The sequence below is a fragment of the Capsulimonas corticalis genome (genome assembly GCF_003574315.2).
GTDB classification, from domain to species: domain Bacteria; phylum Armatimonadota; class Armatimonadia; order Armatimonadales; family Capsulimonadaceae; genus Capsulimonas; species Capsulimonas corticalis.
Map to the genome: position 1 here is coordinate 7517821 of NZ_AP025739.1, position 26712 is coordinate 7544532.

20 protein-coding genes are annotated in these 26712 nt (G+C 62.9%); 4 read left to right on the forward strand and 16 right to left on the reverse strand.

All coding sequences use genetic code 11. The annotated features are described in order from the left end of the window. Nucleotides 1–3 precede the first annotated feature (3 nt). The 9 genes from D5261_RS32805 to D5261_RS32845 all read right to left on the reverse strand — a co-directional run bounded on the left by D5261_RS32805 (nt 4) and on the right by D5261_RS32845 (nt 13869). Nucleotides 4–1557, reverse strand: a complete 1554-nt coding sequence (locus tag D5261_RS32805) for a hypothetical protein (protein ID WP_119319822.1) — start codon at nt 1555–1557, stop codon at nt 4–6. A 135-nt stretch (nt 1558–1692) separates the two neighbouring features. Further along, on the reverse strand, nt 1693–3348 hold the full coding sequence (locus tag D5261_RS32810; protein WP_165863958.1) for a DHA2 family efflux MFS transporter permease subunit: 1656 nt from the start codon (nt 3346–3348) through the stop codon (nt 1693–1695). Nucleotides 3349–3430: 82 nt separating this feature from the next. After that, nucleotides 3431–4114 (reverse strand): TetR/AcrR family transcriptional regulator, encoded by a 684-nt coding sequence (locus D5261_RS32815; RefSeq protein WP_119319824.1) that lies wholly within the window; start codon nt 4112–4114, stop codon nt 3431–3433. Between the two features lie 176 nt (nt 4115–4290). Continuing rightward, nucleotides 4291–6372 (reverse strand): ABC transporter permease, encoded by a 2082-nt coding sequence (locus tag D5261_RS32820; RefSeq protein WP_119319825.1) that lies wholly within the window; start codon nt 6370–6372, stop codon nt 4291–4293. Further along, nucleotides 6369–8273 (reverse strand): hypothetical protein, encoded by a 1905-nt coding sequence (locus D5261_RS32825; protein WP_119319826.1) that lies wholly within the window; start codon nt 8271–8273, stop codon nt 6369–6371. The genes D5261_RS32820 and D5261_RS32825 overlap by 4 nt, the downstream gene beginning before the upstream one ends. Continuing rightward, on the reverse strand, nt 8270–10417 hold the full coding sequence (locus tag D5261_RS32830) for a hypothetical protein (protein WP_119319827.1): 2148 nt from the start codon (nt 10415–10417) through the stop codon (nt 8270–8272). Before D5261_RS32830 ends, D5261_RS32825 begins: the two co-directional genes overlap by 4 nt. Continuing rightward, nucleotides 10414–12537 carry a hypothetical protein gene (locus D5261_RS32835; RefSeq protein ID WP_119319828.1) on the reverse strand — a complete coding sequence of 708 codons (2124 nt, stop codon included), beginning with the start codon at nt 12535–12537 and terminating at the stop codon, nt 10414–10416. The genes D5261_RS32830 and D5261_RS32835 overlap by 4 nt, the downstream gene beginning before the upstream one ends. Beyond that, nucleotides 12534–13460 (reverse strand): ABC transporter ATP-binding protein, encoded by a 927-nt coding sequence (locus D5261_RS32840; protein WP_119319829.1) that lies wholly within the window; start codon nt 13458–13460, stop codon nt 12534–12536. Before D5261_RS32840 ends, D5261_RS32835 begins: the two co-directional genes overlap by 4 nt. After that, complete coding sequence (locus D5261_RS32845) at nt 13453–13869, reverse strand: GntR family transcriptional regulator (protein WP_218025501.1); 417 nt, start codon at nt 13867–13869, stop codon at nt 13453–13455. The genes D5261_RS32840 and D5261_RS32845 overlap by 8 nt, the downstream gene beginning before the upstream one ends. A gap of 177 nt (nt 13870–14046) precedes the next feature. Here D5261_RS32845 and D5261_RS32850 point away from each other — a divergent pair, with 177 nt between their 5' ends. Both D5261_RS32850 and D5261_RS32855 read left to right on the forward strand, forming a co-directional pair. After that, nucleotides 14047–15090: a S1C family serine protease gene (locus tag D5261_RS32850; protein WP_119319830.1), complete on the forward strand. Its 1044-nt coding sequence runs from the start codon at nt 14047–14049 to the stop codon at nt 15088–15090. A 398-nt stretch (nt 15091–15488) separates the two neighbouring features. Next, complete coding sequence (locus tag D5261_RS32855) at nt 15489–16943, forward strand: tetratricopeptide repeat protein (RefSeq protein ID WP_301002376.1); 1455 nt, start codon at nt 15489–15491, stop codon at nt 16941–16943. 70 nt (nt 16944–17013) lie between these two features. Here D5261_RS32855 and D5261_RS32860 read toward each other — a convergent pair whose 3' ends face one another. Continuing rightward, the gene (locus tag D5261_RS32860) at nt 17014–18570 is read right to left on the reverse strand and encodes an alpha-glucosidase/alpha-galactosidase (RefSeq protein WP_119319832.1); all 1557 of its coding nucleotides are present in this window, start codon (nt 18568–18570) and stop codon (nt 17014–17016) included. 139 nt (nt 18571–18709) lie between these two features. Between D5261_RS32860 and D5261_RS32865 the strand changes: the two genes are divergently transcribed. After that, nucleotides 18710–19600 (forward strand): AraC family transcriptional regulator, encoded by an 891-nt coding sequence (locus tag D5261_RS32865; RefSeq protein ID WP_119319833.1) that lies wholly within the window; start codon nt 18710–18712, stop codon nt 19598–19600. 29 nt (nt 19601–19629) lie between these two features. Here the strand turns inward: D5261_RS32865 and D5261_RS32870 are convergent, their stop codons facing one another. The 3 genes from D5261_RS32870 to D5261_RS32880 all read right to left on the reverse strand — a co-directional run bounded on the left by D5261_RS32870 (nt 19630) and on the right by D5261_RS32880 (nt 22666). Beyond that, entirely contained in the window at nt 19630–20109 is a 480-nt protein-coding gene (locus tag D5261_RS32870) for a hypothetical protein (RefSeq protein WP_119319834.1), read from the reverse strand. Between the two features lie 149 nt (nt 20110–20258). Then, nucleotides 20259–22007, reverse strand: coding sequence for a GspE/PulE family protein (locus D5261_RS32875; protein WP_119319835.1), 1749 nt, complete (start codon nt 22005–22007; stop codon nt 20259–20261). Nucleotides 22008–22084: 77 nt separating this feature from the next. Continuing rightward, the gene (locus tag D5261_RS32880; RefSeq protein ID WP_119319836.1) at nt 22085–22666 is read right to left on the reverse strand and encodes a DUF1802 family protein; all 582 of its coding nucleotides are present in this window, start codon (nt 22664–22666) and stop codon (nt 22085–22087) included. An 89-nt stretch (nt 22667–22755) separates the two neighbouring features. Here D5261_RS32880 and D5261_RS32885 point away from each other — a divergent pair, with 89 nt between their 5' ends. Next, the gene (locus tag D5261_RS32885) at nt 22756–23763 is read left to right on the forward strand and encodes an aldo/keto reductase (protein ID WP_119319837.1); all 1008 of its coding nucleotides are present in this window, start codon (nt 22756–22758) and stop codon (nt 23761–23763) included. A gap of 71 nt (nt 23764–23834) precedes the next feature. Here the strand turns inward: D5261_RS32885 and D5261_RS32890 are convergent, their stop codons facing one another. From D5261_RS32890 to D5261_RS32900, 3 genes are read right to left on the reverse strand one after another with little or no spacing between them, the layout of a single operon-like run. Beyond that, nucleotides 23835–25148 (reverse strand): gluconeogenesis factor YvcK family protein, encoded by a 1314-nt coding sequence (locus tag D5261_RS32890; protein ID WP_119319838.1) that lies wholly within the window; start codon nt 25146–25148, stop codon nt 23835–23837. Continuing rightward, the gene (gene rapZ, locus D5261_RS32895; protein WP_119319839.1) at nt 25148–26014 is read right to left on the reverse strand and encodes an RNase adapter RapZ; all 867 of its coding nucleotides are present in this window, start codon (nt 26012–26014) and stop codon (nt 25148–25150) included. The genes D5261_RS32890 and rapZ overlap by 1 nt, the downstream gene beginning before the upstream one ends. Next, a complete protein-coding gene (locus D5261_RS32900; protein ID WP_119319840.1) occupies nt 26014–26397 on the reverse strand; it encodes a phage holin family protein in 384 nt (127 codons plus the stop codon). The genes rapZ and D5261_RS32900 overlap by 1 nt, the downstream gene beginning before the upstream one ends. Between the last annotated feature and the right edge of the window lie 315 nt (nt 26398–26712).

Consider the following 26712-nt stretch of genomic DNA (forward strand, 5'->3'; position numbering starts at 1 on the left):
CGGTTATCCCTCCACGACGGGCCGGGCGTCCCGCCGGGCCGGCAATAGCTGCAAGATCGCCAGCAGCACGACGGCGCCGATGACGATCAGTGTCCGCACGCGCCGGGTCGGCTCATCCCAATGGGCGGCGATCGGCGTCATGATCAGTGTCAGCGCCCCCACGGTCAGGCTCCCCACCAGCACTCGTCCCCGCGCCGGACTTGCCGCGAAGCCCGAAAAGAGCGCCGCGAGCGCCGCTCCGAGCAGCAGACCGCCGCCGGCCCGCGCCGCCAGCACGTAATCCGCCACGACAATCGGGATCGCCAGCGCCAGCAGCCAGAAGACGCCGCGCAAATACCCGGGGATACGCCCCCGCGCTGCGCCGGCCTCGGCGGCGGCAAACGGAAGGATCGCCCCCAGACTCAGCGCGAAGAAATCCCAGGCGTCGGTTACGGCGTTCACATCCAGGGCGTCCGAGTTTTGCAGCAGCAGCAATCGATGCAGCGACGCGATGGCGCCGAAGACAAACGCCGGCAGCAGCGAGCCGACGCCGGCGATGCGCGCGCCCGCCAGATCCGTGATCCGCCAGGGCGCGCTCGCCGCCACGGCCCAGCCCGCCAGCAGCATCAGGACGACGCCGTAGCCCGCCCAGTAAGCATAGCTCACGGTCACCGCCATCACCAGCAGCGCCAGCGACGGCAGCAGCGTACGGACCGCCGGCGCCGCGCCGGTCTCCAATGGGGCAGTCTCCGTCTCATCAATCGGCGGCGCGGACGCCCTGTCTCCCGCCGTTCGCGTTTGACGCGCGATGGCGTACAAGAGCGCGAAGGTCAGCGCTCCCACGCCCAGCAGCTTCAGCGGCGTGCGCTCATGGGCAAGCGTCTGGCCCACCGCGACTGTCGCCAGCAGATACGGCGCGCCGATCCAGACCGCCCGCAGCCGCGCTCTGGGGATCAGTACGGCGATGATCAGCCCCAGGCACAGCGCGGCGCCGAGCAGCAGCGGCACATCCGGCCAAAACATCTGCTCGATCAACTTCGCCCGCGTGAATCCCAGCTGCACCGCCGCCGACAGCGTCGCCAGAAACGCCAGCCCCGCGCCGGCGAGCACGCCCGCGCCTTCGTCCCCTTCGTCGTCAAACAGCCAGGTTCCCAGGACCACCAGCGGAACCACCACTCCCAGGATCAGTCCCGTCAGTCCCGAAAGCTCCCCATGCGTCAGCCACAGGCGCGCCCCCGCCATCACGGCCACGCCCCATCCCACGACCAGCGCCGCCGGCGCCGCTTCATTCGTCCCGCGCAAAACTCGCCTCACGCTCCCGACCAGCAGCAGCCCGCTCAGTGATCCCAGCAGCACGCCGCGCGCCGCGATAAAGTCCACACTGGCCGCCGCGCCAATGCGCAGGCTCAGCCACGTCGCAAGCGCCGTCGCCCCCGCCCAAACGATCAGCGCGGAAATGCTCGGCCGTAAGCCGCCGGGCGGCGCGGAGGCCCGAAACGACCGCAGGCTCGCGACGAAAAACGACGCGAGCCCGAAAAAAAGAGCAAGCCACGGAAAGATCCAGAAGTGCGCCGCCATGGGACCCCCTGAAACGGAGAAAGGGACTTGCAGTCAATCTGCAATTGTGAGGGTTGTTCGTGGGAGAGTGTGAGAAATCCTGCGCGGACAGGGCCTGCTTTGGAATAGGGCCGACTCGGGAATAGACCTCGCCCATTAATGCGCCGCCCCGGCCCCCGCGCCGCCGCCCTTTTTCGGGCGGCGGAGCAGCAGGACGGCGGGGGTTGCGATCAGGAACGAAAGGCCGAGCAGGATGAAGGCGTTGTTGTACGCCATCGTCATGGCTTGCGCCTGGACCGTGTGGCTGACAATTCCCAGGGCGGCGGCATGCGCGGCGTCGTGGCTGTATCCTTTGCTCAGCAGGCCGCCGGCGATCCCGTTGATCCGCTGATCGAGCGTGACGTTGCCCTGGTAGAGACTGCTGACGAGATTGTAACGGTGGAACTGAGTCATGTTCGTCACATATGTCGTCAGAATGGCGATTCCGAATGAGCCGCCGAGCTGGCGCATCAGGTTATACAGCGCGGCGCCCTGCGCGATCTGCGCGCCTTTGAGACTGGCGAACGCTGTCGTGCTGATCGGGATGAACACGAGACCGAGCCCCAGACCTCGGACGAGAAGGCCCAGCTGCGTGTCGGACTGGCCGCTCTGCGGGGTCAGGTGTCCGAGCATCCACATCGCCGCGATATAGATGATCATCCCGACGATGATCAAAATGCGCGGGTCGAAGCCTCGGGAAAGCAGGCGGCCGCAGAAGATGACGCCGACGGCGGTGGCGATGCCGCCAGGAAGCAGGGCCAGACCGGTGGCGGTGGGCGTAAACCCAAGAATCGTCTGCACGAACAAAGGGTAGATGAAGACGCCGCCATAGAGACCAAAGCCCAGCACGAGACCGAGCACGACCGCCGCCGAAAGGCCGCGATCCTTCAGAACGCGCAGATCCAGGATCGGCGCTTTATTGCGCGGCGACAGCTCCCAGTAGATAAATCCGGAAAGGGCGACGACGGCGACAACGGTCAGGCGCGCGATCCAGGCGTCGTCGAACCACATATAGCGCTCGCCCTCTTCCAGAACATACTGAAGCGAGCCCATCCCCGCCGCAAGCATCAAGATGCCCGGCACATCGACCGTGTTGACTCGTTTTTGGTGGATGGAGTCCTGAAGGAACAGCCCGACCATCGTCAGGCTGGCGATCGCCAGCGGGACGTGGATGAAGAACACCGTTCTCCACGAATAGTTGTCGGTGATATAGCCGCCGAGCAGCGGTCCAAGCGTCGGCGTCACGATCAGTCCCAGGCCAAAAAGGGACTGCACCATCGCGGTTTGATTTCTCGGGAAGATCTCGACGATCGTCGACTGCGCCGTGGAGATCAGCGCCGCGCCGCCCGCGCCCTGAATCAGCCGCCAGAAGACGATCTCGCCCAGGCTGCCCGAAAGGCCGCACATAAAACGCGCGATGTTGAAGATGATGATCGACACCATCAAATACCGCTTGCGCCCGAAGCGCCCGGACAGCCATGCGGTCATCGGCAGCACAATGACATTGGAGAGAATATATCCCGTGCTCACCCAGGCGATCTCGTCCGTCGAGGCGCCCAGGTTCCCCGCCATCTGCGGCAGGGAAACGTTGACGACCGTGGTGTCCAGAATCTCCAGCGCCGCCGCCATGATCAGGCCGATCAGGATCCACCACCGATGCGCGTTGACTTCCGGCGCCACATCGGGCGCCGCATTCGGCTTCGCGGGGATCGGCGCCGCGCTTCCGCCGCTCCGGGCTCCCGATCCGCCGCCATCACTGGATCGCGGCGGCAAGGGAGCCGGCCTTGTCTGATTTCGTGGGATTGATATCGCCATAACGCCCGTCCGTTCAACTTCCCGCATTCACCCAAATGCGTCAATCGCTCAATAACTCTCGTTGTTGCCCTGGCGCCGGCGCGCCGTAAGCGCCCAGAAACAGCTGAACCGCGCCGCGCACCACGGCCACGCGCTTTTCCGGCGCGGGCGCCGGCTCGATCCCGAGCTCCGCCCGGATCACAAAGTCACCCTGAATCAGCGCGATAAACTCCGTCGCCGCCAGATGCGGATCGCGCAGCACGATCGCTCCCGCCAGCGCCTGAGTTTGCAGGTACTCCCCCAGCAGCTTCCGGGAGCGCGCCGGGCCAAGGCTCCAGTACTCGCGCGCGATCTCGGGAAAGTGGACGGCCTCGGAGATCATGCGCCGCCGGAACGCCATGGACTCCGGCTCCAGCACGACCTCCAGAAGCCCCTCGCCGAATGTTTGAAGCGTCGTCTCCAGCCCCTGATCCGTCAGCAGCGTTCGGGTAAAGCGCGGCAGAAGCCGATCCGCGCGCCAGCGCATCACGCCCGAAAACAGCTCCGTCTTCGTCGCATAGCGCGCGTAGATCGTGTTCTTCGAGACGCCCGCGCGCCGGGCGATCTCGCCCATGCTCGATCCCGCGAACCCCAGCTCCATGAAAACCGAAGCCGCCGTCGTCATCAAACGCTCCTGCCGCTCCGCGATCTCATCCATCGAAGGTCGTCCCGGCGCATATCGCGTCTGTTCCTGCGTCTCAACCATGTGTCGCCCCTGCTTCTGGCGCTCCGCGCCGTTTTATCGATGGTTTTATTGTACCTTATTAATAATACGGAACGGTATCGTATTATTAATAGTTCCCGCCTGCACTCGGATCAAAACAAAAAAATCCCCGCTCATTCGAGCGGGGAATATGTCACGAGAGATTGCGGCGCGAGAAACTACGCGACCTGAGCGATCGCCTCCGGCGCTTCGAAGATCTCGGTTCCATCGCGTGTCGGCGGAGGGAACGCGGCGCCACAGTGTTCGCAGTGCTCGTGCGTCACGACGCGGCGTTTACCGCACGCGGGGCAGATCACGCGCGCCGGCCACGCTTTGAACGCGACCAGCGTCATCAGCGCCGGCAGTCCAAAAACCAGGCAAAGGACGGACCAAACAGCACGGACACGCGCGGTCTCGGCGCGCCGTATTCCCGTAAGCCAGGCAAGAACGGCGGCGATCACCGCCGCGGCGACCGAGATGGCGATCCGGGGGCCGGCCGGAGTGTCGCCGCTGCTTGTCAGGTGGGCGGCCGCCGCCGCCAGGAATGGCGGCAGGGCGGCGCCGAACCAGGGGGTATCCGCCGCCGGGCTGGCCGACGCTTTGCGCGTGATCTGCGCCTGCTGAAGCACTTTCCCTTCGCCCGAGACTTCCACCACATCCATGACCGTCGGCCGGGCAACCGTGCGGTAAGGACGAAGCCAGAAGAAGTAATGATCGGGGTTAGGCTTCCCCCTATCGATTTGCGACGCAATGTCCACATCGACGAGGGTGTTTTCGGCGCTTTGGCCCGGTTTCCACGGCAGTGAATAGATCAACGAACCGTCGCCCCCAAGCAGCTCGATCCCACGGTTCGTCATGACGATATACGCCAGGCTCGCGTTCCCGTCAATCTGGCTCATCTGCGCCGCGTAAACGATCTTTGCGCCGGGCGGCTCTTGATGGAGCAGAGAAAACGTTCTCTCACGGATCGGCAGGAAGCGCCCCATCGCATCAAACGAAATGAGACGGTAAATACGGCTTCGAAACACATAAAGATCGGCCCACACACGGTTGTGATCCATGGGCAGCATGACCGGGACATCGTCAAACGGCGCGGGTCGCCCTTGATCCGCCGGCAAATAACCGTTCAAGCCGATCCGGCCGAGCAGGCGGCGGCTATCCAGCGCATAGATCTCGATCAAGCGTGAGGAATGAACGTAATACCAACAGACGAACGGCGGCGCCAGTTCTCGGTAACTATTCAGCGGCGTCACATGCTGGACCGTCTCGCCGGCCCACGGCAGCGCGTCCATGGTCTCCAATGTCGTGGGCCAGGAGAGAGGTTTTCCATTCACGCGCATATGGGAATCGAAGCGATATTCGTGTCCATCCAGACCGCGCGCGCCGACGAGATCGTAACTCGTGCGCGAACCGGCGATCGGCGCATACTCACAGCGGACCAGATGATTTGGCAGGATGACCGCGTATTGCTCGTAACTCTGCGCCGCTTGGGCGTGAAGCGATCGGTAGACGGAATCGGTGGCGGAAATCCCTGCGGCGGATAACCCAAGAAACGCGCTATAAAGCACAAGACTGAGCGCGATTCCCCCAAGGGCCGGCCTGGGCGCATCGCCGCCGCTGGAAACGAAGGCGCCCCAGGCGGCGACCGCAAGCAAAATCCCTGGAATGGCGAAAAGGAGCGGCGAGACGTCCCGCGCGACGAACGCAAAAAACACGGCGAGCGCCAGCGGAAGGATTCGGGAGCCATACCAGCGCGCCGGGCGCAATGCGGTGAGCAGCGCGCCGAAGTAGACCAGCACGCCTCCCAGGATCGAGCGCGCGCCCGGCGCCAGCAGATGGATGTCGAACGGAGCCGGCAGATGCCCGGGCGTCGCCGCCCACAGCGCGACGGCGAGGAGCGCGCCGCCGGTCGCGGCGAAATACAGCCCCAGTCCCGCCGCCGCCTTGCCCCAAAAGAGCGCGGTCGGCGACGCGGGCCGATGGATCAGGAACGCCCACTGGTCGCGCCGCTTTTCCGAAAAGATCTGGACAAAGGCGATGCCGGCGGCCACAAACATCGGCGTCACCGCCATCGCGGTTTCGACGCCCGTCCAAACTCCCAGGAAGTCCTTGAGCGTGTAAAACACGCCCCCACGGCTCTCCAGCGCCTCATGCGCGATTCCCGCCAGCAGCGCCGCCGCCGCCAGAAGCGCCCACCGGGCGTTTTCCCGCAGCTCTTTCCATAGCGTCGCGCGGACGCCGCTTCCTCTTGATCTGCTCATCTCGCCTCCACATACTCCGCGAACCCGCGCCGAGCGAAAACCTCAGTCCCATCCCGCGGCGCGCTCGGGAACGCCGCCCCGCAATGCGCGCACAGATCTTCCGTAACGATGCGGCCTTTCCGGCACTTCGGACACGACACCCGCGCCGGGCTCCCCGCCACCGCCGCGATGGCGAGCAGAACGCTCAGGGCGACGATCACGCAAGGCCCAGCCGCGCGCCAGGGAGCGCCGACGGGAGCGGCGGCCCACGAATACCGCGTGCGCCGCAGCAGCGCGCCCGACGACGAGAACTCCAGCATGGCGCGCGTCCTTATTCCCGCATCTCCGCTCTGCGACGGCCACGCGCAGAGGATGTAGCGGTCGGAATCCCCTCCGCGCTCAGCAGCGCCCCGAGCGCCGGGGACCACGGTCGCCTCCACGGCCTCCCCACGTTCCGTAGGCTGTGAAACCAGCATGTCTCCCGCTTCGCTCACCACCTGGACCGAGGATGCAAAGGCCACGAAATAGACGCCGCGATGGAGCCCCGGCCCAAGGCTGCGGCTCGAAGCCGCCGAAACGATGTCTTCGTCCAAAGGACGGCGCAGCAAGGGCGTCACCCGCCAGGATCGCGAGAGCACCGCGCCGCCCGCCGGCGGCGCCGAGAGTCGGTAGATCTGACGGGAGAACACCAGCAGCATTTCGCCGTTCAAGCCGCCGGTCACCCCCACGAGGCGTCCGGGAAACGGTCCCGTCGCGCATGAGCCGCCGGGGCGCGCATCCCCCACGTCGATCTGCGCCGTCACCCGGCGCGTCGCCGCCGAGTACACCTCGATGCGGCGGCGCAGCGCCGCATAGAAAACGCAAGATCGCGTCGAATCGGCAAACGGGTCGATCGCAATCGGCTGGACGTAGCGCTGCGGCGACGTAAAGCGGTCGTTTCGGGCTGACTGCCAATCGCCGGTCAGCGTGATTTGCGGAAATCTTGGCGCGCCCGCCGCTTTTGCCGTTGCCGCGCCGAGATCGTCTTTCAGATCGGGGACCGCGCTCACGACCGACGCATCGACGCGCTGCTCGGACGGCGCGTAAGTCGCTCTCACGATGCGCCCTGACGCCGGCAAGACGCCCGGATCTTCTTCGCGGCGCGAGAGCTCTCCCCTCCACCCCATCGCCGCACAGCCGATAGCGCCAAGCGCGGCGCAGCCAAGAATGCATGTCAGCGCCAGCGCCGGACGCGCGGACATCGGTTTGGGAGACTCGCCGCTGAGAAAGCAGGAGCATGCGGCCGCCGCCAGCAGCGCGGACGCCAGCGTTGACGCGGCGAGGCTCTGCCAGAACTCAGGGATCGCGGAGTAATTCAGATACGCGGCCGCCGCGCCCGCGCACAGCGGCAGGACGCGGACGCCGGCCCAGCGCCCGGCGCACAGGGCGCTGGTCAGGGCGGCAAAATAAACGCCGGCGCCGCAGGCGATCGCCGCGCATCCCGCCAGCATCAAGCGCGGGTCAAACGGAGCCGCCATCCCTCCGGGCGCGGCCGCCCAGGCGGAAACGGCGAGGAGCGGAAATGCGCAGGCGGCAAGATAAAGCGTCAGCCCGGCGCACGCCTTTCCCCAGAACAGCACCGCCGGCGCCACGGGGCGATGCCGCAGGAACTCCCACTGGTCCCGGCGCTGTTCCGGCAGGATTTGCAGGAATCCCAGGAGCAGTGCGGTCAGCATGGAGCCGAACAGGATCGCGTGATCCGCCGACGTCCAGAAATCGGCGAATGACTTTGGCGCGATGAACGGAAAGCCGCTGCTGGGCTGGGTTGTGACCACAGCCATGGCGACCGTCAATGCCACGGACGCCAGCAGCGCCCATTTTGCATTTTCGCGGCATTCCTTCCAGAACATCGCCCGCAGCGCGCTCCACGCCAAACCGTTCATGCCGCCTCCGTATGCAAGGACCGCATCGCCGGCTCAAAGATCTCCGTCCCATCGCGCGGCGGGGCTGGAAAGGCGACGCCGCAGTGTTCGCATTCTTCCTGAGTGACCACGCGGCGTTTGCCGCACACAGAGCAGATCACACGCGCCGGCCACGGGGCCAGTGAGAGCAGGGTGAGCAGCCCCGGCAGGCCAAAGCAGAAGCAGAGCGCGGCCCAGCCCAGTCGAACGCGCGGCGCGGCGGAGCAGCGAACGCCCACTCGCCAGGCGAGCGCCGCCCACGCAAGGCTCACGGCGAGAGATAGGGCGATAAATGTCATGCGCCCCGCCATGGCGAGCCCGATACTGCGGACGGCGAGCGGGAGGGAGAAGACCGGAGCGAGAAGGCCGAAGGCCGGCGGCGGCGGAGCGGCGAGGAACAAATCGCCTTCGATCACCATCGCCTGCTGAAGCACTTTGCCCCCAGCTTCGATCACAAGAGCCCGGATCGGCCGCTTCATGCCTCCCAGGCGTGACGAGAACAGGAAGAGAAGTTTGGCGGGGCCATGCTTTCCGCCGACCACAATGGCCAGATCGACCTGCGTGTCGCGGCTATTCTCGCCCCTGGCCCAGGGAACGGAGAGCTGGGATGTCCCGCGCCAATCGATGACCTGAATCCCCAGCGACGTGATGATGACGAAGGAGTTGTAATTCTCCTCGCCGGTCAGGCGCGCGGGAATCACGGACGCGATCGGATTATTCGGAGCCGTCTGAAAGATCGGCGTCATCGTTCGATGGCTGATGGGAAGAAGGCGCCCGCGATCGTCAAATGCATCCAGCCGGTACAGTGTGTGATCGAAGGCGTAAACCAGAGGCGGCGCCGCCTGGGTATCAAAGGAATTCCCGGCCCGATTGCTTGCGTAGGGCGTCGGCCGCCCGATCAGGTCTCCCGCGAGCGGCGAGGGTTTTGAGGCGCCCGGCGCACGGAAGCCGTTCGCGCCGATCAGACCGGCAAATCGTCGGCTCCGGTTTTCGTAAACCGCGATCCGATGTTCCGCCGGGACATAGTACCAGGCGAACGTCGGGACATTGATCTCAGAATAAGCGTTCACGGACCGAGCGTATCGCTCCGGATTTGTGTAGCCGAACCACTCCTGGTTCATCATCATCGTTGTCGGCCATTCGTAGAGATCGCCCGGATTGGGTCCGTCGCCTAGTGGCAGCGTTTTTCCCGACAGATCCCGAACCGCAGACAAATCGGCGGTGTATCCGCCTTCAGGATTACGATGACGCAGATACTGAGCGCGGACGATTTGGCCCGAGTGGGACAGCCCATACTGTTCATAGGACGAATGGTCGTATTGAAAATCGCCGCCGCGCCGCGTCATTTCGCTGTATACATTCCCGGTGAGTCCAAAAACGGCCCCGTAGAGGGCGGAAAACGCCGCATAAAGGACCATGACAACACAGATTTTCCCGATGACGGCGCCGCGCGTCCGGCTGCCTCCGGCTTCAAAAACACTCCACGCGGCGCATCCGATCACAAGCAAAATCGGCGCAATCGCGCTCAGCCCTGTGACAAACTCACTGGCGGCAAGCGCCACAAACGCCGCCAGAATGAGTGCGATCAGGGCCGGGAGCGCGCGGGCGCCGTACCAGCGGGCCGGCCGCAGCGCCGTCACCATCGCGCCGAAGTAGGCGATGGCGCCGGCGACGATCGTCGCGATCCCCGGCAGCATGAGACGCCCATCGAAGGGCGCCGCCATATTACCGGGAACGGCGGCCCACACGCCGGCGATGGCGAACGGAACCAGAACCGCGAACAGATACAACGTGAGACCGGCGATTGTCTTGCCCCAGAACAAAACGCCGGCCGTGGCGGGGCGATGCACGAGAAACGCCCACTGGTCACGGCGCTGCTCCGGCAGGAGCTGCAGCAGCCCCATGGCCGCCGCGATCAGGCCGCAGCTCACCGTCATCGCCCCATTCAGCCCTGTCCAATAGTTCACAAAGCCCTGGGCGTGGTAGTAGAAAGTTCCCGCCTTCACGGTCACGTTATAGAGAATGCCGAGGCTCAGCCCGATCATCCCGAGCAGCGCCCAGGGAGCATTCTCGCGCCATTCTTTCCAGACCATCGCCCGAATGGCGTTCATTGTCAATTTGTTCATGCCGCCTCCGTATGCAGGACCAGCCGGACTGGCTCCGAAATCTCCGTGCCGTCGCGCGCCGGCCCGGGGAACGCCGCGCCGCAGTGTTCGCAGAGTTCATGGGTGATGAAGCGCCTGCGCCCACAGGCCGGACAAGCGATCCGCGCCGGCCACCGGTAAAGCGACAGCATGGTGAGCAGCGCCAGCAGCCCGAAGACGAGGCCGACAACGACGCCGATGGCGGATTGCTTCTTACTCAAGCCCGCGCGGCGCAGCGTAAGCCAGGACAGCACTCCCCAAAGCATTCCAAAGCCGAGGCTGACTGCCGCCGTCAGAGGCAAACTGAGACCGGCTTGCATGATCCCCATCGCGATCGCTCCGATGATGGGAACGATCCCTGCATACGCAATCAAGGAATTGGGACCGGGATTGATCGAGACCGCGAGCGATGGCAGCGACGTTCGATGCAGCAGGCGGCCGGATTCGGAATACTCCCTCACTTCTCCCGGCTGTCCCCCAAGCTGGTTGGCGTCCGTGGGCCAAATCCAGAAGAAATAGCGGTATCCCCGCTGCCCCCGCAGCGTGTCCTGATAGGTTTCGGGCAGCCGAACGGCTTCCAAGGACGACCCAATAGGCGTCGGAACGTCAAAGAGCGTCTTGCCCGCGTAGTTCGCCACGCGCACGCTGTGCTTCATGGTGATAAAATACGCGGTGTTGTATGAATCGCCAAGCTGCTGGCTGGTGTTCACCGACAAAATATCCTCATTCGTCGGTTTGTCCAGAAACGTCCGGACGGCCTGCCGATCGGAGGACGTCGTCTCTGCGTCTATTTCCTCGGCGTCCATTTCATAGATCTGCCGGCTGAAAACGTAGAGATTGCGGTCGTATAGCCCGGGGTAGCTCACGTTGAACGTCGTCAGCATCGCCGGATGGTCGGGAAAAGGCGCGGGGCGGCCGCGCCCCGCGGACACATAGCCGTTTGCTCCCACTTCACGAACAAGACGGCGCGCATCCTGGGAATACACTTCGATCCTGCGGCTGGCGGGAATGTAAAACCACAAGTTGGGCGCCGGAGTTTGGCGCGGCGCGGTCACGATCGGATACGCATAGCGTTCCGGACGCAAAAACGACATTTCCGTGGGAGAATTGACATATTGCCCCGGGAAGATCGTGAGCGGATAAGGCGTCCGCAAATCGGAGGCGTCGGCGTGGATCGGACGCTCGTCGAGATCGTAGATTCCCGAAACGACCACTTCATTGGCGGCGGCCCCCGATTTTGGCGAGTACGCCGCACGCACGATACGTCCGGATGTGAGAACGCCGTACTGGTCGACGGGGGAGATCAAACGATGCGTATGCGCGTCATTCCACGCTCCATATCCACCGAGGAACAGTGAGCCGCAGATCACTCCCCACCCTGCCAGCAGCGCGTAGGCCAGACCAATCCGCCCGGATCGCGGGCGGCGCGTCTCGTCGTCATGAGCGACAAAGCTGCCCCAGGCGGCAAGGAGCATCGGCGCCGTCAGGAGAAGCAGGAGCGCGGACGTTCGCCAAAACTCCGACGCCTCGCCTAAGAGCATCCCATACACGACGATGGCGCCAAAGAGGGGCATGGAGCGGCTGCCGAACCACCGAACGCTGCGCAGCGCGAAGATCAATGCGCCGAAGTAGACGTTCACGCCGCACAAGATCACCGCTGCGCCGCCGAGCATCAGGCGCGGATCGAAGGGAGCGGCCAGATGTCCGGGGATCGCGGCCCAGATCGAAACGCCCAGCAGCGGCGCGACGACGGCGAAGAGATAGAGCGTCAGCCCCGCGCAGACCTTTCCACAAAATAACAGTGTGGGCGACGCCGGCCGGTGAACCAAAAACGCCCATTGATCCCGCCGCTTCTCGGGCATGATTTGCACGAGTCCGAGCAGCAGCGCGGTCAGTGCGGAGCCGAAGAGGACCGAGCTGTACACCCCGGTCCAAAATACATCGTAAGGCTTTGCGGTATAGCGATATCCGGGAGTCGACTGTGTCACATTGAACGCAATCCCAAGCGTGAGCGCAGCCGCCGCCAGAAGCGCCCACTTTCCATGCTCGCGCCATTCCTTCCAGACGATTGCGCGCAGTATACGCCAAGAACTTCCGTTCATGCGGCCTCCTCGCCGTCCCCGATGAAGAACGACTGCTCGCCGCGATCGCCCAGGTAGCTGATAAAGGCGTCTTCCAGCCCCAGCGGCATCGGATCGATGCTTCGGGGGTGGAGCGACTGCAAAATCCGATCTGTTTCGGGCGACATATTCGCGATCGTCAGCACCATCTCGTTCTCGGCGCGAAACGAGTGTAAAAGACCGGGAATCGCGGGGGTCGGCGGCGGCGCCCCGGCGAATTTGAGCGAGACCTGGCGGACACGCTCTCGGAACGTATCCAGGCTGCAATTGGCGCGCAGAACACTTCGGTCGAGAATTGCGATATGGTCGGCGACACGCTCGACATCGGACAGCAGGTGCGAGGAAAAGAGGATCGTCCGGTCGGCGCGGCGCGTGACGTACAGCATTGATTGCAGCAGGCTCCGGCGCGCGACGGGGTCGAGGCCGAGCGCGGGATCGTCCAGGATCAACAGTTCAGGCTCGGGCGCCAGGGTCAGGGCGAGGCAAAGGCCGGCGCGCTCGCCGCGTGACAATCCCTTGGCTTTGGTCTTGGGCTTGAGGCCGAAGTGATCGACCACGCCCTGATATACCTTCCAGTTCCAGCGCTCATAAAAGCACGACTGCCACTCGCCGCACTCCTGGACCGTCATCCAGCCGTACACATGATGGCCCTCGGCGAGATAGCCGATCCGGGCGCGCAGCTCGGGCGTCAAGCTGCGGCTGTCATGCCCCAAAACCGTCGCCGAGCCGCGTGTCGGCTCGACCAGCCCCAGCAGCATCCGGATCGTCGTGCTCTTGCCGGCCCCATTGCGGCCGAGAAACCCAAAGATGGCGCCGCGCGGCACGGCGATATCCAGCGGCGACACCACTTCGCGCGTCCCGTAGTACTTGGTGAGCCCATGCGTTTCGATCACAAAGTCACTCATGCGTATCCTCCTGCTGCTCCGATTCCGGCACGGCTTCGCTGAGCCGCCGCTCCAAATATTCGACAATTTCCGGCGCCGTAAAGCCCAGCATGCGAATGTCGTGCAGAAACACGTCGCTCGCCTGCTCCAGACGCCGCCGCCGCTCCGCGTCGGAAAACACCTGACGGCGCTCCGCCACAAAAACCCCGCGCCCGCGCTGCGCCTCCAGCACCCCGTCGCGCACCAGATCGTTGTAAGCCCGCGCCACCGTGTTGGGGTTGACGATCAGACGATCCGCCAGCGCGCGCACGCTCGGCAATTGATCGCCCGACTGCACCGCGCCCGACTCCACCGCCTTGCCGATCTGGTCGATGATCTGCCAGTAAATCGGCGTGCTGCTTCCGGTCGCAATTTGTATTTCTAGGGCCAACGGCGTTCCTTTAAACTGTATTAGTTCAGTTAGTACAGTTTACGCGAGGATCGATGATCTGTCAAGGAGTAATTTTTGGAAAGGAACAATCCCGGCGTCACGAGTGTTGATTAATACACATCGTTCCTGGGATTCGGCGCGGGCCGGACCCTCTTCTTCCCATTGGAGGAGACACAAATGCAATCGACAATTTACGCCCGTCCGGAGCAGGAGGAGATCCTGAACGACGAGGCGATTCATCATCAGATCGGCGAGGAGCGGACGAGCGTTTCGAAGGACACGCCCGTTTCGGATTCGGAGCTTTTCGACGCGTATTCGCAGGCGGTCATGCACGCCGTGGAGACGGTGACTCCCAGTGTCGTCTTCATCAAGGCCACGTTCGCGCGCGGGCAGCAGGAAGCGCACGGCAGCGGCTCGGGATTTATCTTTACGCCGGACGGATACTTGCTGACCAACAGCCATGTCGTCCATGGGGCCACGCACTTAGAGGCCACCCTCTCCGATGGCCGCACGTACGGAGCCGAACTCGTAGGCGACGATCCCGAGACGGATCTGGCCGTCCTGCGAATCGACGCGCCCAACCTCGTCGTGGCGCGCCTGGGAGATTCGCAGCAGGTGCGGGCAGGACAGCTCGTCATCGCCATCGGCAATCCCTATGGGTTCCAATGCTCGGTGACGGCGGGCGTCGTCAGCGCCCTCGGCCGCTCCCTGCGCGCCAGCTCCGGCCGGCTGATCGATAACGTCATCCAAACGGACGCCGCACTCAACCCGGGCAACTCGGGCGGCCCGCTGGTCACCTCGCGCGGCGAAGTCGTAGGCGTGAACACCGCGATCATCGCGTCGGCGCAGGGCATCTGCTTCAGCACCGCGATCAACACGGCGATCTACGTCGCGAGCCAGCTAATCCAGCACGGCAAAGTCCAGCGCAGCCGCATCGGCGTCTCCGGCCAGGATACGCCCCTGCCCCGCCGCCTGGTCCGCTACCATGCCCTGACCGAAGACAGCGGCGTTCTGGTTCTGGATGTCCAGAACGGCGGCGCGGCCGCCCAAGCCGGCCTGCGCGCCGGCGACGTCATCGTCGCCTTCGGCGAAAACAACGTCACGGGCCTCGACGACCTGCATCGGCGTCTGACCGATAAACAAGCCGGCGTCCCCATCGGCGTGACCGTACTGCGCGGAAACGCGAAACGGGTGCTGACGGTGATTCCGGTGGAGGCGTAAATAGCAGCAGCCTATGGGATTTTCCCATAGACTGCGAATATTGCTCCTCACGCAAAAACACGGTTCTCAGAGTTCTTCTGAATGGCGCCCGAAAGCGAGGACACGCTATAATACAGTGTGTGCACATCGCAATCACCGCAGATAAGAGTGCTTCATATCTGCGGGTTATTTGGAGCCGAATCATGAGAAGAAATCCAGCCGAGCAAGCCGCGCACGACGCTCTCACTCACTACAGCGGCGTCATCACAGAGCGTATGGCGACCCATTTGCCCGAGGAGCCTCTCCCCTCTGTCTTTCTTGCCGAGATTATGCCCAACTCCGAAGACCTTTTACAGAGCATCGGCAACAACCATATCCCCTTCACTGACGACGCACAGCGCAAAATGGCGATGGAGCTCTTGCTGCGCGGCGAGCTCGACCGGCCAAAGCCAATTTCCCCACTTCCCAAGTTCGACATCGTCGTGATGGTGGTTGAACGCACCAATGCTCCGCCCGAAATATTCGATCTGATCTGGCTGACATTCGCGATCACCAATACATTTCCCTGGGAGCCGGCGAACAAAATCGAAGTGACGCTACGGGAGATGCTCATTCCGCACGCCGCGCAGATTCTCAGACATATCGAGGCCCTCACAAATCTTTCCCCCAAGGAATTTCCCCTCGAACGCGCTCTCCGACTTGCCCGATTTACGGCGAAAGACCTGCGCGACGCAAAAAATTATCGCGCCTCTCTTGCCTGCTACCAACAGGCCGTTCGGATTCACGCGGCCATGCCGCGTCCGAACACCAATCAGATGTCTCTCGATTACGCTCTCATCAGCATATTGCGCGCGGCTCTCGACGAATACGAAGCCGCCCTGGAGCCGGCGGAAGTTTCCGTGCGCCTCCGCATATCTTCTGATGCGGGGCACGCCAATCATCTGAAGCAACTCGCGAAAGTCCAGCATAAACTTGGTCGACTGGCCGAAGCGCGCGTTACCTATAAGCAAGCAATCGAGCTCTATCGCACACAGGAAAACGCCGCCTTCGCTGAGACGGCTCCTCTGCTGGGCCTGATGAAAGTCGTTATCGCCCTCGGGGATTGGGAGTCGGTGGATGGCACTCTGGCCCGAATATTGGAACTCTGCGCCGGTGATTTACAGCCGGCTGACGCGGATAAGATTCTCACGAATCTCATTGGCCTCATCACGCCGAATTATCCGCAGACACCGAAAAGTCCGGCAGATGAAGAGAAGGTGCGAATATTGACGCCGCACGCCATCACGACGCTGGATATGCTCGGCAGTCGTACGGACATCAACCCCGCGCAAGCCACCGTGCTGGCGTTCAGCCTCGCCAAGCGCCTCGCGCACGTCAACAGGGGGCAGGAAGCAATTCGGTTTTATCGGCAGTCCATCGCCATTCGCGAAGCCGTTCAGGGGCCGAGCACTGTGGACGGAGCAACAATTTATAACTTGCTTGCAATATTGCTGCTCCAATTGAAAGATCGTCCCGCAGCCCAAGCCGCCGCCGAACGCGCCGTCGAAATTGACAGAAGCCGTCAAGAGGAAAAACCGGAGCGATTGGCGCGCCTCGGCTCTATTTATCGATCGCTAGGCCGACTAGAAGAAGCGCGCGCCTCTGTCGAACACGCACTAGAACTCGCCGGCCCAACACCTGCCGACCCGACTCAAGCAGCTCTGCATCTTTGCCTGCTATCAGAGATACAGATCCGGCTTGAGGATCGAGAACAGGCTGATCTGACACTCACCCGCGCGATCGACTTCTACGAAAGTGCAAATCAGCCGGATCACCCCCAGTCGCAAGCCGTGGCAAGAGACATTGCGACACTGAAAGCGAATCTCCGCGCATAAGAGCGCCAAGCCAATTCTCGACTGCTCCCCATCCCCCGCTGAAACTTGCTTCGGCGGGGGATGGGGCTTCCTACGCCGTCACCTTCGTCATCTTTCCCTTGTCCGCGGCGGACGCGTTGGCGCGGGATTCTTCGGCGTCGCGGGACATTTCGTCCACGGTCTTGGTGTGCAGGCGCGCGGCGCCCTGGGTTTCACGCAGGCGGACGCGGGTTCCGTTGGCTTCGGCGTCCGCGAGGCGGCGGCGGGCGGCGGGGATGGCGGCGGCGTATTGGGGGAGCCACTGGGCCTGGGCGACAAGCATTTCGTCCACCATCTGCCAGATTTCCTCGGGGTTGCAGACAGCGCCGACCAACGGGTCGTGCAGCACGGCTTGCTTCAGCAGCGTGACGTCGCCGCGCACGGCGGCTTCGACGGACATCTCCTGGACGCGAACACTGGCGGAGCAGGTCGCGGCGCAAGCGAGCGGCAAGTCGCCGACAACGGGGATGTTCATGCCGTTGCGATCGACATAGCCGGGAACTTCGATCACGCAGCCGTCCGGCAGATTCGTGATGTGCCCCTGATTGATGACGTTGAAGTGCCCCCGGTAGATCCGCCCCGTCTCCAGCGACTCAATGATGTAGGAGCCGTGCTCTTCGCTCCGGCTTTCGGCCGTGAACTTGGGCGCTTCCTCGGCCAGCCAGTTCGGGAAATCGGTCTCAAACCAGTTGCGGCCCTCGGTGCAGACGCGCAGGTAACCGCCGGTCTCGCCGTTGATCCAGTTGGAGAGATCGATCCAGTCGTTGATCTCCTCGACGCGCTTGCGGTACCAGGGCAGATACTCGCTGAGATGGCCGTTGGATTCCGTACTGTAATAGCCAAATCGCTTCAAGACATCGATCCGCACTTTTTCCGTGGTGGGAAACTCGGGATGCGCCTGGAACAGCTCCAGAAGCTTCGGGATAAAGTCGATCCCGCGCCACTGCGCTTTGACGCACCAGGTCTGATGGTTGATGCCGGCAAAGACGACATCGACATCCGTCCGAGCAAGTTTCTCGTCCTCCCCCAACAGTCCCTCACGCTTCGCCCAGAGCTCGATGCACTGCGCGATCTGCCAGTGCGCGCCCTGCACGCCATGGCAGAGGCCGACCGTCTTCACGCCGCCGTACTTGTTGCACGCCCAGGTGTTCATCGCCATCGGGTTGGAGTAGTTGAGGAACAGCACGTCGGGCTTCGCCATCTCTCGGATATCTTTGCAGATATCCAGCATGGCCGCCATCGTGCGCTGGCCGTACATGATTCCGCCAATGCAAAGCGTGTCGCCGACGCACTGATCGACGCCGTACTTGAGCGGAATATCGATATCCGTCTGAAACGCCTCCAGGCCGCCTTCGCGGATCGTGCAGATGACGTAATCGGCGTCCCGCAGCGCTTCGCGGCGGTCAGTGGTCGCCGTGACCGTCGCCGGCAAGCCGTTGCCTTCGATATCGCGCTTGCAGAGCTGGGCCACCATGTCCAGATTGAGCGGCGAAATATCCATCAGATTGAATTGCGTGTCTCGCAATTCGGGCACGGAAAGGACGTCACGCATCAGGCGGCGCGTAAAACCGATCGAACCGGCGCCGATCATTGCAATTTTCAGGGGCATAAAATTCCAGCCTTTCCGTCGATATCCAAGATGTGAAGGATAATCGCGTTCTCTGCGAGTATTATACAAGAGAGATTTCACGGCGGCAATCGTCTATTCCGACTTTCTATGGTCGATTTGTGCGCCTTAGAGCAAGCTTATGAAACTGATGGATCTAACAGAGCGAGAAGTATGGGCCAGCGGCGTCTTTGAGTCGCGCGACCGGCGGCGGACACACGGTCCGGAGACGATGATCGCGGGGGGCTTTGAGCGACGCGTGTCCGGCGATTCCTATTACTGGGACGGCCTGCGGCGCGGCGGCGATCCCTCGCATCCGTTCCTGGTGCTCCAGTACACCGTGTCCGGATGGGGGATCTACCAAGAGGGCGGGGTCACGCATCGGGTCGAGCCCGGTATGGCGTTCCTCGCCACAATCCCCTCGCCCCACGTGTATCAGCATCCCAGCGACTCCCAAAACTGGTCGTTTCTTTATTTGATCCTGCTGCATCCCTATGTCGCGCAGCGCCTTATCGAGCGCAAAAAAACATCCGGCCCAGTCTTCACGATGCCTGACGACGGCGCGCTGCTCACCCGGTTTCTGACGGCGTTCGAAACGGTCCACACCAGCGGCTACCGGGACCGTTTCGCCGAGGAACAAGCCGCGTTCGAGCTGCTCGTGGAGTACGAACGCGCGGCGCACCACGCCGCCTACCCACGCGCTCCGCGCGAAAAGCTGCTCGACGAAGCCCGCGCGTTCGCCATGGCGCGCCTGCCACACCCCGCTGATGTCGCCGAGCTCTCCGAAACGTTCGGCATGAGCCGCAGCCGCTTCAGCCACTATTTCCGCGACGTCACCGGCCTGGCCCCCGCCGGATTCCTGCGCCAAGTCCGGCTGGAAGAAGTGACGCGCCTGCTGGTCCAATCCGATCTCAAATTGGAAGCCATCGCCGTGACCACGGGCTTCGCCAACGCGAACGACCTTTGCAAAGTCTTCCGACGATATTTTCACCTCAGCCCCGGCGAATTTCGACGGCAGATGCGAGGCGGGTGAAGGCGGTGACGGTCTCGGCGTTAGTCCCTCTACCCTACGACTTTCCGATAAGTTTCCAGCCGCTCCAAAATCCTCGGTGTGACGCCGTTCGCGCCCAGTTTCTCTAAAATCGTATCCACGCGGGCGCGGTACTCGGGGGTTCGGAAGCCTTCTTCGGCGATCAGGGCTTCCATTAGCAGGAGCAGCGCCTTCGGCCAGGCGGCGACGGCGCTCGCCATTAGGTTTTGTAGTTCGAATAGCTGGGCGCGTTCATCGAGCAGGACGCCAGCGGCGAGGGAGCGGCCGCCGTCGTAGCCGAGGGCGCCTTCGAAAAGGGTCGGGAGGCGGTCGGCGGGGAGAGCGAGCAACAGGCTGATATCGATGCCGGTAAGCTCTTTGCAGGACTTCTTTATCTCTTCAACGCCGCCCTTCTGCGGGTCGGCGTTACGGCCGGTGAGAATCAGGGTCAGGATCAGGCCGATCTTCTCGATCTGCTCCTCGATATATCCCTTGCGTGACTGACGATACATAGCGGCGGCTCCTTTCGTTCGCGGCGCCGGAGGGGGCGCGCGGCGGGGACGAATACGATACCGATAGTATAGCCGAAAAGCAAGAAACAGACAAAAAAGCGCCGGACGGGAGATCCCATCCGGCGCTTTGGCGATTGAGGCTCGGAGATTTACGCGGCGCGTTCGATCTGAACGACGGGCGCGGCCGGAGCGGCCTGTGACAGCGTGTCGAAGAAGACCAGGCGGCGGGCTTCGTTGAACGAGGTCTCGCCTTTGATGACGCGGCGGCAGGCGTCCTGCTGCATCGTCTCGTAGCCGTAGGTGGCGCCGACCGTCTTCAATTCGTCCATGGAAGCGCGGTTGGCGATCAGGCTCTGCATCTGCGAACCGATCGGCAGGATCTCGTGGACGCCGTTTCGGCCCTTGTATCCGGCGCCGTTGCAGCGCACGCAGCCTTTGGGGCGCCACAGCAGCGGAAGATCGCCGGAATATTGGTGTCCCAGCACATCGCGCTCCTCGGCGGACGGCGAATACTGTTCGCGGCAGTCCGGGCAGAGCTGGCGGACGAGGCGCTGGCCGGTGACGCCGATCAGTGCGGTGCTCAGCATGAACGGTTCGATGCCCATATCCGCCAATCGCGGGATGGCGCTGGGGGCGTCATTGCAGTGCAGCGTGCTCAAAACCAGGTGGCCGGTCAGGGAGGCGCGCAGCGCCGTCTCCGCCGTCTCCTTGTCGCGGATCTCGCCGACAAGCACGATGTCCGGGTCCTGACGCAGGATGGCGCGCAGCTGCGCGGCGAACGTCAGGCCGACCTTCTCGTTGACGTGCGACTGGTTGATTCCGTCAATGGCGTACTCGACCGGATCCTCGCAGGTCATGATATTGTTGGTCTCGTTCTTGAGCTTGTTGAGCGCGGCGTACAGCGTCGTCGTCTTGCCGGAGCCGGTCGGCCCCGTGACCAGCACCAGGCCGTACGGCTTCTGGATCATATCGCCGAACAGTTTGAAGTTGTGGTCGGAGAAGCCGAGCTCGGGAAGCTGGCGCAGGGTCTGGCCCTTGTCCAGAACGCGCAGAACGACGCGCTGGCCGTGGTAGTTGGGCAGGATCGAGACGCGCAGGTCGATCGTGCGGCCTTCGACCGTCACTTCGATGCGTCCGTCCTGCGGGATGCGATACTCGACGATATCGATCTGCGCCATGATCTTCAGACGCGCGATCAGCGCGGCCTGAAGCTTGTTCGGAATCTCGTGCATTTTCTGGAGCTGGCCGTCGATCCGGTACCGGAATTCGACGCGGTCTTTGCGCGGCTCCAGGTGGATATCGCTGGCGCGCATCTTGATCGCTTCCGCGAGGATCTGATTGATCAGACCGACGACCGGGCGCATCTCGGCTTCCGAAACGGCGCCATCGTTGGCGTTCTGATCGACCGTGAATTCATCGAGCGCCTGGGTCACCAGCTTGCTCATGGCGTCGTTGACGACAATCGTCTGGCCGTGGATCTCTTCGATCAGCGTCGCCAGGCGGTCTTCGTTCGCCAGCACCGGCTCGATGCGCAGTTTGGAGAGATCGCGGACCATATCGAGCGCATCCACGTCGCTCGGGTCACGCATCGCCAGGAACAGCCGTCCGGACTTGATCTGTACGGGAAGGATTTGGTAGCTGCGGCAAAGGTTGCCGGGAACCAGCTCCAGCGCCTCTTTGGTCGGCGGGTCGTGCTGAAGATGCCACGCCGCGAATCCCTTTTGCAGCGCGCATGCTTGCAGCAGACGCTCTTCCGTGATCAGATTTTGCTGGATCAGAATTTGGCCAAGCGGCTGGAACCGCTCGCGCTGGATGGAAAGCGCTTTATCCAGTTGCTCTTGTGTGATAAGCCGATGGGAGACGAGCAGTTCACCCAGCCTTTGACGCGAAGAAAGCATGGTTACCCCTACATTTACCGAGGAATCTACGGTTTATTATCGGCAGGGGCAGGCGATGTTCTCAGGGCGCCGCAAGGTCAATCTTCCAGCAGCTTGCGCGTCAGCGTCCGGCGGCGCTCGAAACGCTCGTCCGAAACCGCCGGCGCGGCGCCCACGGTGGAGATCGGCTCGACGATTTCGATCCAGGACCGGCAGCCGCCGTAGTCCGGCAGGATCGGCAGGACGTGCGCCTTCGGCAGGGCGTAGGCGCGGAGCAGCAGGAGAAAAATGGGCTTGTACGGCTCCCAGTCATAGCGGCCGTCGATGAACTGGCGGCTCCAGATATGCTGGGGCGCGAGCTTGATCATCTTCTCGCGGTCATCCACACGGATGACATCCGTCACTTCGGCGGCGGCTTCGATCCGGACAAATCCCGTCGACGGCCGCCGCTCTTCTTCCTCGCGCAGCCACTCTCCAAAGCAGGGCTGCAAATCTCCAAGGCGCTCGGTCTCATGCGCGTAGTTGGGATAGATCAAAAAATGGTTCGCCTTGAGATCGAAATCCCCGGTTTCCTCAATGATTCCGCCCTTGCGCAGCAGCATCAATTGGTGCCCTTCGAGCAGCGATCGCTGGACCACGGCCCATTCCTTCAGCGCGGTGGTCAGTGTTTCCGGCAGCATAGACGTCACCTTCCTTCCCTTCCGTTATACCCGACACCCGGCGCCGCGGGGTACAATACTGGCATAGCGTCAATAGGAGACGAACAGCCATGCAGTATCGCAATTTTGGAAAAACGGACCTCAAGGCGTCCGTGGTCGGCTTCGGAGTCTGGACCGTCAGCACGGGGATGTGGGGCGTCACCGACGAAGCGCTGCGCCTGCGCCTTCTGCGCCGCGCCTTCGAGCTGGGCGTCACATTCTACGACACCGCCGATGTTTACGGCGACGGCCTCGGCGAGACCATTCTCAAGCAAGCCCTCGGCGAACACCGCGACCAGATGGTGATCGCAACCAAGTTCGGCTACGATTTCTACACCTCGCCCGGCGTCCAGCCCGGCCAGCGCGAACGTCCCCACGACTGGTCGCCCGCCTACGTCAAGCGCGCCTGCGAGGAGAGCCTGAAGCGTCTCGGAACCGACTACATCGACCTCTATCAGCTGCACAACTCGCGCGTCGACGCCATCGATAACGACGATCTCTTCGCCGCCCTGGAAGAACTCAAATCCGAGGGGAAAATCCGCAACATCGGCACAGCGCTTGGGCCGGCAATCGACATCCGCCAGAGTGAGGAAGGCGAGCACTCCTTCCAGAAGCGGCATGTCGCGAGTGTCCAGATCATTTACAACCTGCTCGAACAGCAGCTCGGCGAGCGCGTCTTCGCGGCCGCCCGCGAAACCGGCGGCGGCGTCATGGTCCGCGTTCCCCACGCCTCCGGCCTGCTCGAAGGCAACTACACCACCGAAACCGAATTCGCCCCCGGCGACCACCGTAACTGGCGCATCACCAGCACCGACAAGCGCAAAGCCTGGCTCGAAGACGGCCTCAAAAAGATCGCCCAGCTCGAATTCCTCACCGACGGCACAGGCCGCACGCTCGGCCAGGCCGCCCTGCAATTCCTCTGGAGCGAACCCACCCTCGCCTCCGCGCTGCCCAACATCTACGACGAGCAGCAATTGGAGGAGTTCTGCGCCGCGCCGGATCAGACGCCGCTGACGGATGAAGAGATCGCGAGGATCAAGGGGCTGTACGCGGAGAACTTTGGACTGGTGGCGGCGTAGGGGTTAGTCCCTATTCCCCCAACGAGCCAAAGCTCGTTGGGGGAATAGGGACTAACGAGAACAGGAAGCCCTCACAAAACAATCCGGAAAATCGCCTCGGCGAGTCTCGCCGAATCGTGCCGTACGACGTCCGCTTGGGAGATGAAGTTTCCCGGCACCGGCGTATACCCGAGCGCTCGGATCGCGTCTAAATCCGGCTCCACGAACTTCTGGCCGTGCTTCTCGTACTTCTCCAACAGCTCCGGCGCGGGGCGCTCTTTATTGACCAGCACATGCGTCACGATCTTTTTGCCCGGCGCATGCTCGGCGATGGCCTTGATATGATCCGAGGCGCTGAAGCCCTGGGTTTCGCCCGGCTGAGTCATGACGTTGCAGACGTAGACCTTGACGGCTTTGCTGCGTGAAATGGCGTCGGCGATGCCTTCCACCAGGAGATTGGGAACGACGCTGGTGTAGACGCTGCCGGGACCGAGGATAATCGCGTCGGCTTCCTTGATCGCGCGCAGCACTTCGGGGAGCGGCTGGGCGCTTTCGGGACGGATGTACATGCGCTTGATCGGCAGCGGCTGGTGAACGATCTCGGTTTCGCCCTCGACGATCGCGCCATCCTCCAGTTCCCCCAGAAGAGTGACATTCTGGATGGTCGAAGGATAGACCTTGCCGCGAATGGCGAGAACTTTGGACGTCGCGACGATGGCGTCCTCGTAATTGCCTTTGGTGATCGCCGTCATCGCCGCGATAAACAGATTCCCGAAGCTGTGACCGGCAAGGCCCTCATGATTGTCTTCAAACCGATATTGAAACAAACGTGACAGCGTCGGCTCAGCGTCGGCGAGCGCGACGAGGCAGTTGCGCAGGTCGCCCGGCGGCAGGATGCCCATCTGCTGGGTGAGACGGCCTGACGAGCCGCCGTTGTCGGTCACGGTGACCACGGCGACGATATTGCTTGTATACTCTTTCAAACCGCGCAGCATCGTGGACAGTCCCGTACCGCCGCCGAGGACGACGATGCGCTGGCCCTGCGCCAGAGAGCGCTGCACGAAGATACGGTCGGCGAGGTTTTCCCGGGCGTCCGGCGCCACGACCGCAAGCACCGAGCGGTTGAACTGCACGATGGAGATCAGCACGAACGTGAATCCGATCGCGCCAATGAGCAGTCCCAGCACGACAAATTGAATCGCGTTCGGGGGCGGCAGACGTGTCTTAGTCAGAATCAAGTACGACAGATCATCCAGGTTCTGGATGTAGGTCAGCCCCTTCAGATTGGTGGCGAGTGCGGCGCCGACGATCACCAGCATGACGCCGATAAACGTGAGCAGCATCCAGCGCTTCACCCGCATGCCCGGGTAAAGCCACTTCAGCGACGAACGCAGTTGCTTGATCATTACTTATCCACGTCGCGATGCTGGGTCAGAACGCGATAGTCCTTATCGCGCAGGTGCGCGGCGATCTTCTCCGCGACGACGACGGAGCGATGCCGGCCGCCCGTGCACCCAATCGAAACGGTCAGGTACGCCTTGCCCTCTTCGATATACTGAGGCACGCAGAAATCCAGCAGGTCATAGATCTTCGTGAGGAACGGCTCGCAGTCGGGGTCCGCCATCACGAACTCCTCCACTTTGGGATCGCGGCCGTCGCAGGGCCGCAGTTCGTCCACATAGTGCGGGTTCACCAGAAACCGCACGTCAAAGACCAGATCGGCGTCGAGCGGCAGCCCGTACTTGAAGCCGAACGACGAGATCGTAACCGTCAGCCCTTTATTCTTGTCATCCTGCGGCGAGAAGCCCGCCAGCAGCAGATTGCGGAAATAATGCGTGTCCAGGTCCGACGTATCGATGACCTTGTTCGCGGTTTCCTTCATCGGCTCCAGCATCGTGCGCTCCAGCCGGATGCTGCCTAAAATGCCGCCCTGATCGTCGAAGATCGGGTGCTTGCGCCGTGTCTCCTTGAACCGCTGCACCAGCACCGTATCAATGGCGTCCAGAAACAGCACCTTCGGCTCGACGCCCATGCGCCGGATCAGCTTCAGCGCCGGCTCCCATCCCATAAAGAACGATCCCGCGCGCGCATCGATCACCACGGCGAGCAGGCCGCCCATCGCCTCGTCATGCACGGCCAGACACTTCTCCACCAGCTCGGGCAGCAGCACCGGCGGCAGGTTATCGACCACATTGTAGGACATGTCCTCAAACACGCGCGCGGCGACTGTCTTGCCCGCGCCGGACATGCCCGTAATCACCACAAGTTCCATTAAGCCCTCTGCTTTTCACGGTCGGAAATCAACAGATGATTGAGAATGCCGGAGATCAATCCCATCACGATCGAGCCAAAGAGCGGCGCGACAAACCCCTTCACGTGAAACCCCGGCACGAGGATGCCGACCAGCCAGAACATCAGGGCGTTGATGACAAAGGAGAAGAGGCCGAACGTAATACACGTCAGCGGCATCGCCAGCAGCTGCACGATCGGCCGGATCACAGCGTTCACGATTCCCAGCGCGGCGACGGCGATCACGGACGCCACCACCCCGGCCACTCCCGGCGCCAGCCACATGCCCAAACGGAAATGCTGCGCCAGCAGCACCGTGAGATAAAGCGCGATGGCGCTGACCGCCCAGCGTAACAAAAGCTGCATACGAAACCCTCTTGAGGAAAATAAAATGTGCGGGCGTTTGGGGTTATTGTACCTGAGGAGCGGCTCTGGGCAGCCTACCCCCGCGCTTCGGTCACCCCTTGCAAACCCACGCCGGCGCTTGGCGTCCTCCCTTGCAAACCCACCCCCGCGCTTCGCGCGACCCCTCCCGCCGACGGGAAGGGTTTGTAAGATTGCCTCTTACGGAAGGCGCCTGCGATAACACGCTCTGAAATAACCCTTCCCGTCGGCGGGAGGGGTCGGCCGAAGGCCGGGGGTGGGTTTGCATGGGAGGACGCCAAGCGCCGGCGTGGGTTT

Excerpts from the sequence above, each read along its gene's own strand:
- D5261_RS32805 (WP_119319822.1), bottom strand. The coding sequence starts at position 1,557 with ATGGCGGCGCACTTCTGGATCTTTCCGTGGCTTGCTCTTTTTTTCGGG.
- D5261_RS32815 (WP_119319824.1), bottom strand. The coding sequence starts at position 4,114 with ATGGTTGAGACGCAGGAACAGACGCGATATGCGCCGGGACGACCTTCG.
- D5261_RS32820 (WP_119319825.1), bottom strand. The coding sequence starts at position 6,372 with ATGAGCAGATCAAGAGGAAGCGGCGTCCGCGCGACGCTATGGAAAGAG.
- D5261_RS32825 (WP_119319826.1), bottom strand. The coding sequence starts at position 8,273 with ATGAACGGTTTGGCGTGGAGCGCGCTGCGGGCGATGTTCTGGAAGGAA.
- D5261_RS32830 (WP_119319827.1), bottom strand. The coding sequence starts at position 10,417 with ATGAACAAATTGACAATGAACGCCATTCGGGCGATGGTCTGGAAAGAA.
- D5261_RS32835 (WP_119319828.1), bottom strand. The coding sequence starts at position 12,537 with ATGAACGGAAGTTCTTGGCGTATACTGCGCGCAATCGTCTGGAAGGAA.
- D5261_RS32840 (WP_119319829.1), bottom strand. The coding sequence starts at position 13,460 with ATGAGTGACTTTGTGATCGAAACGCATGGGCTCACCAAGTACTACGGG.
- D5261_RS32850 (WP_119319830.1), top strand. The coding sequence starts at position 14,047 with ATGCAATCGACAATTTACGCCCGTCCGGAGCAGGAGGAGATCCTGAAC.
- D5261_RS32860 (WP_119319832.1), bottom strand. The coding sequence starts at position 18,570 with ATGCCCCTGAAAATTGCAATGATCGGCGCCGGTTCGATCGGTTTTACG.
- D5261_RS32865 (WP_119319833.1), top strand. The coding sequence starts at position 18,710 with ATGAAACTGATGGATCTAACAGAGCGAGAAGTATGGGCCAGCGGCGTC.
- D5261_RS32870 (WP_119319834.1), bottom strand. The coding sequence starts at position 20,109 with ATGTATCGTCAGTCACGCAAGGGATATATCGAGGAGCAGATCGAGAAG.
- D5261_RS32875 (WP_119319835.1), bottom strand. The coding sequence starts at position 22,007 with ATGCTTTCTTCGCGTCAAAGGCTGGGTGAACTGCTCGTCTCCCATCGG.
- D5261_RS32880 (WP_119319836.1), bottom strand. The coding sequence starts at position 22,666 with ATGCTGCCGGAAACACTGACCACCGCGCTGAAGGAATGGGCCGTGGTC.
- D5261_RS32885 (WP_119319837.1), top strand. The coding sequence starts at position 22,756 with ATGCAGTATCGCAATTTTGGAAAAACGGACCTCAAGGCGTCCGTGGTC.
- D5261_RS32890 (WP_119319838.1), bottom strand. The coding sequence starts at position 25,148 with ATGATCAAGCAACTGCGTTCGTCGCTGAAGTGGCTTTACCCGGGCATG.
- rapZ (WP_119319839.1), bottom strand. The coding sequence starts at position 26,014 with ATGGAACTTGTGGTGATTACGGGCATGTCCGGCGCGGGCAAGACAGTC.
- D5261_RS32900 (WP_119319840.1), bottom strand. The coding sequence starts at position 26,397 with ATGCAGCTTTTGTTACGCTGGGCGGTCAGCGCCATCGCGCTTTATCTC.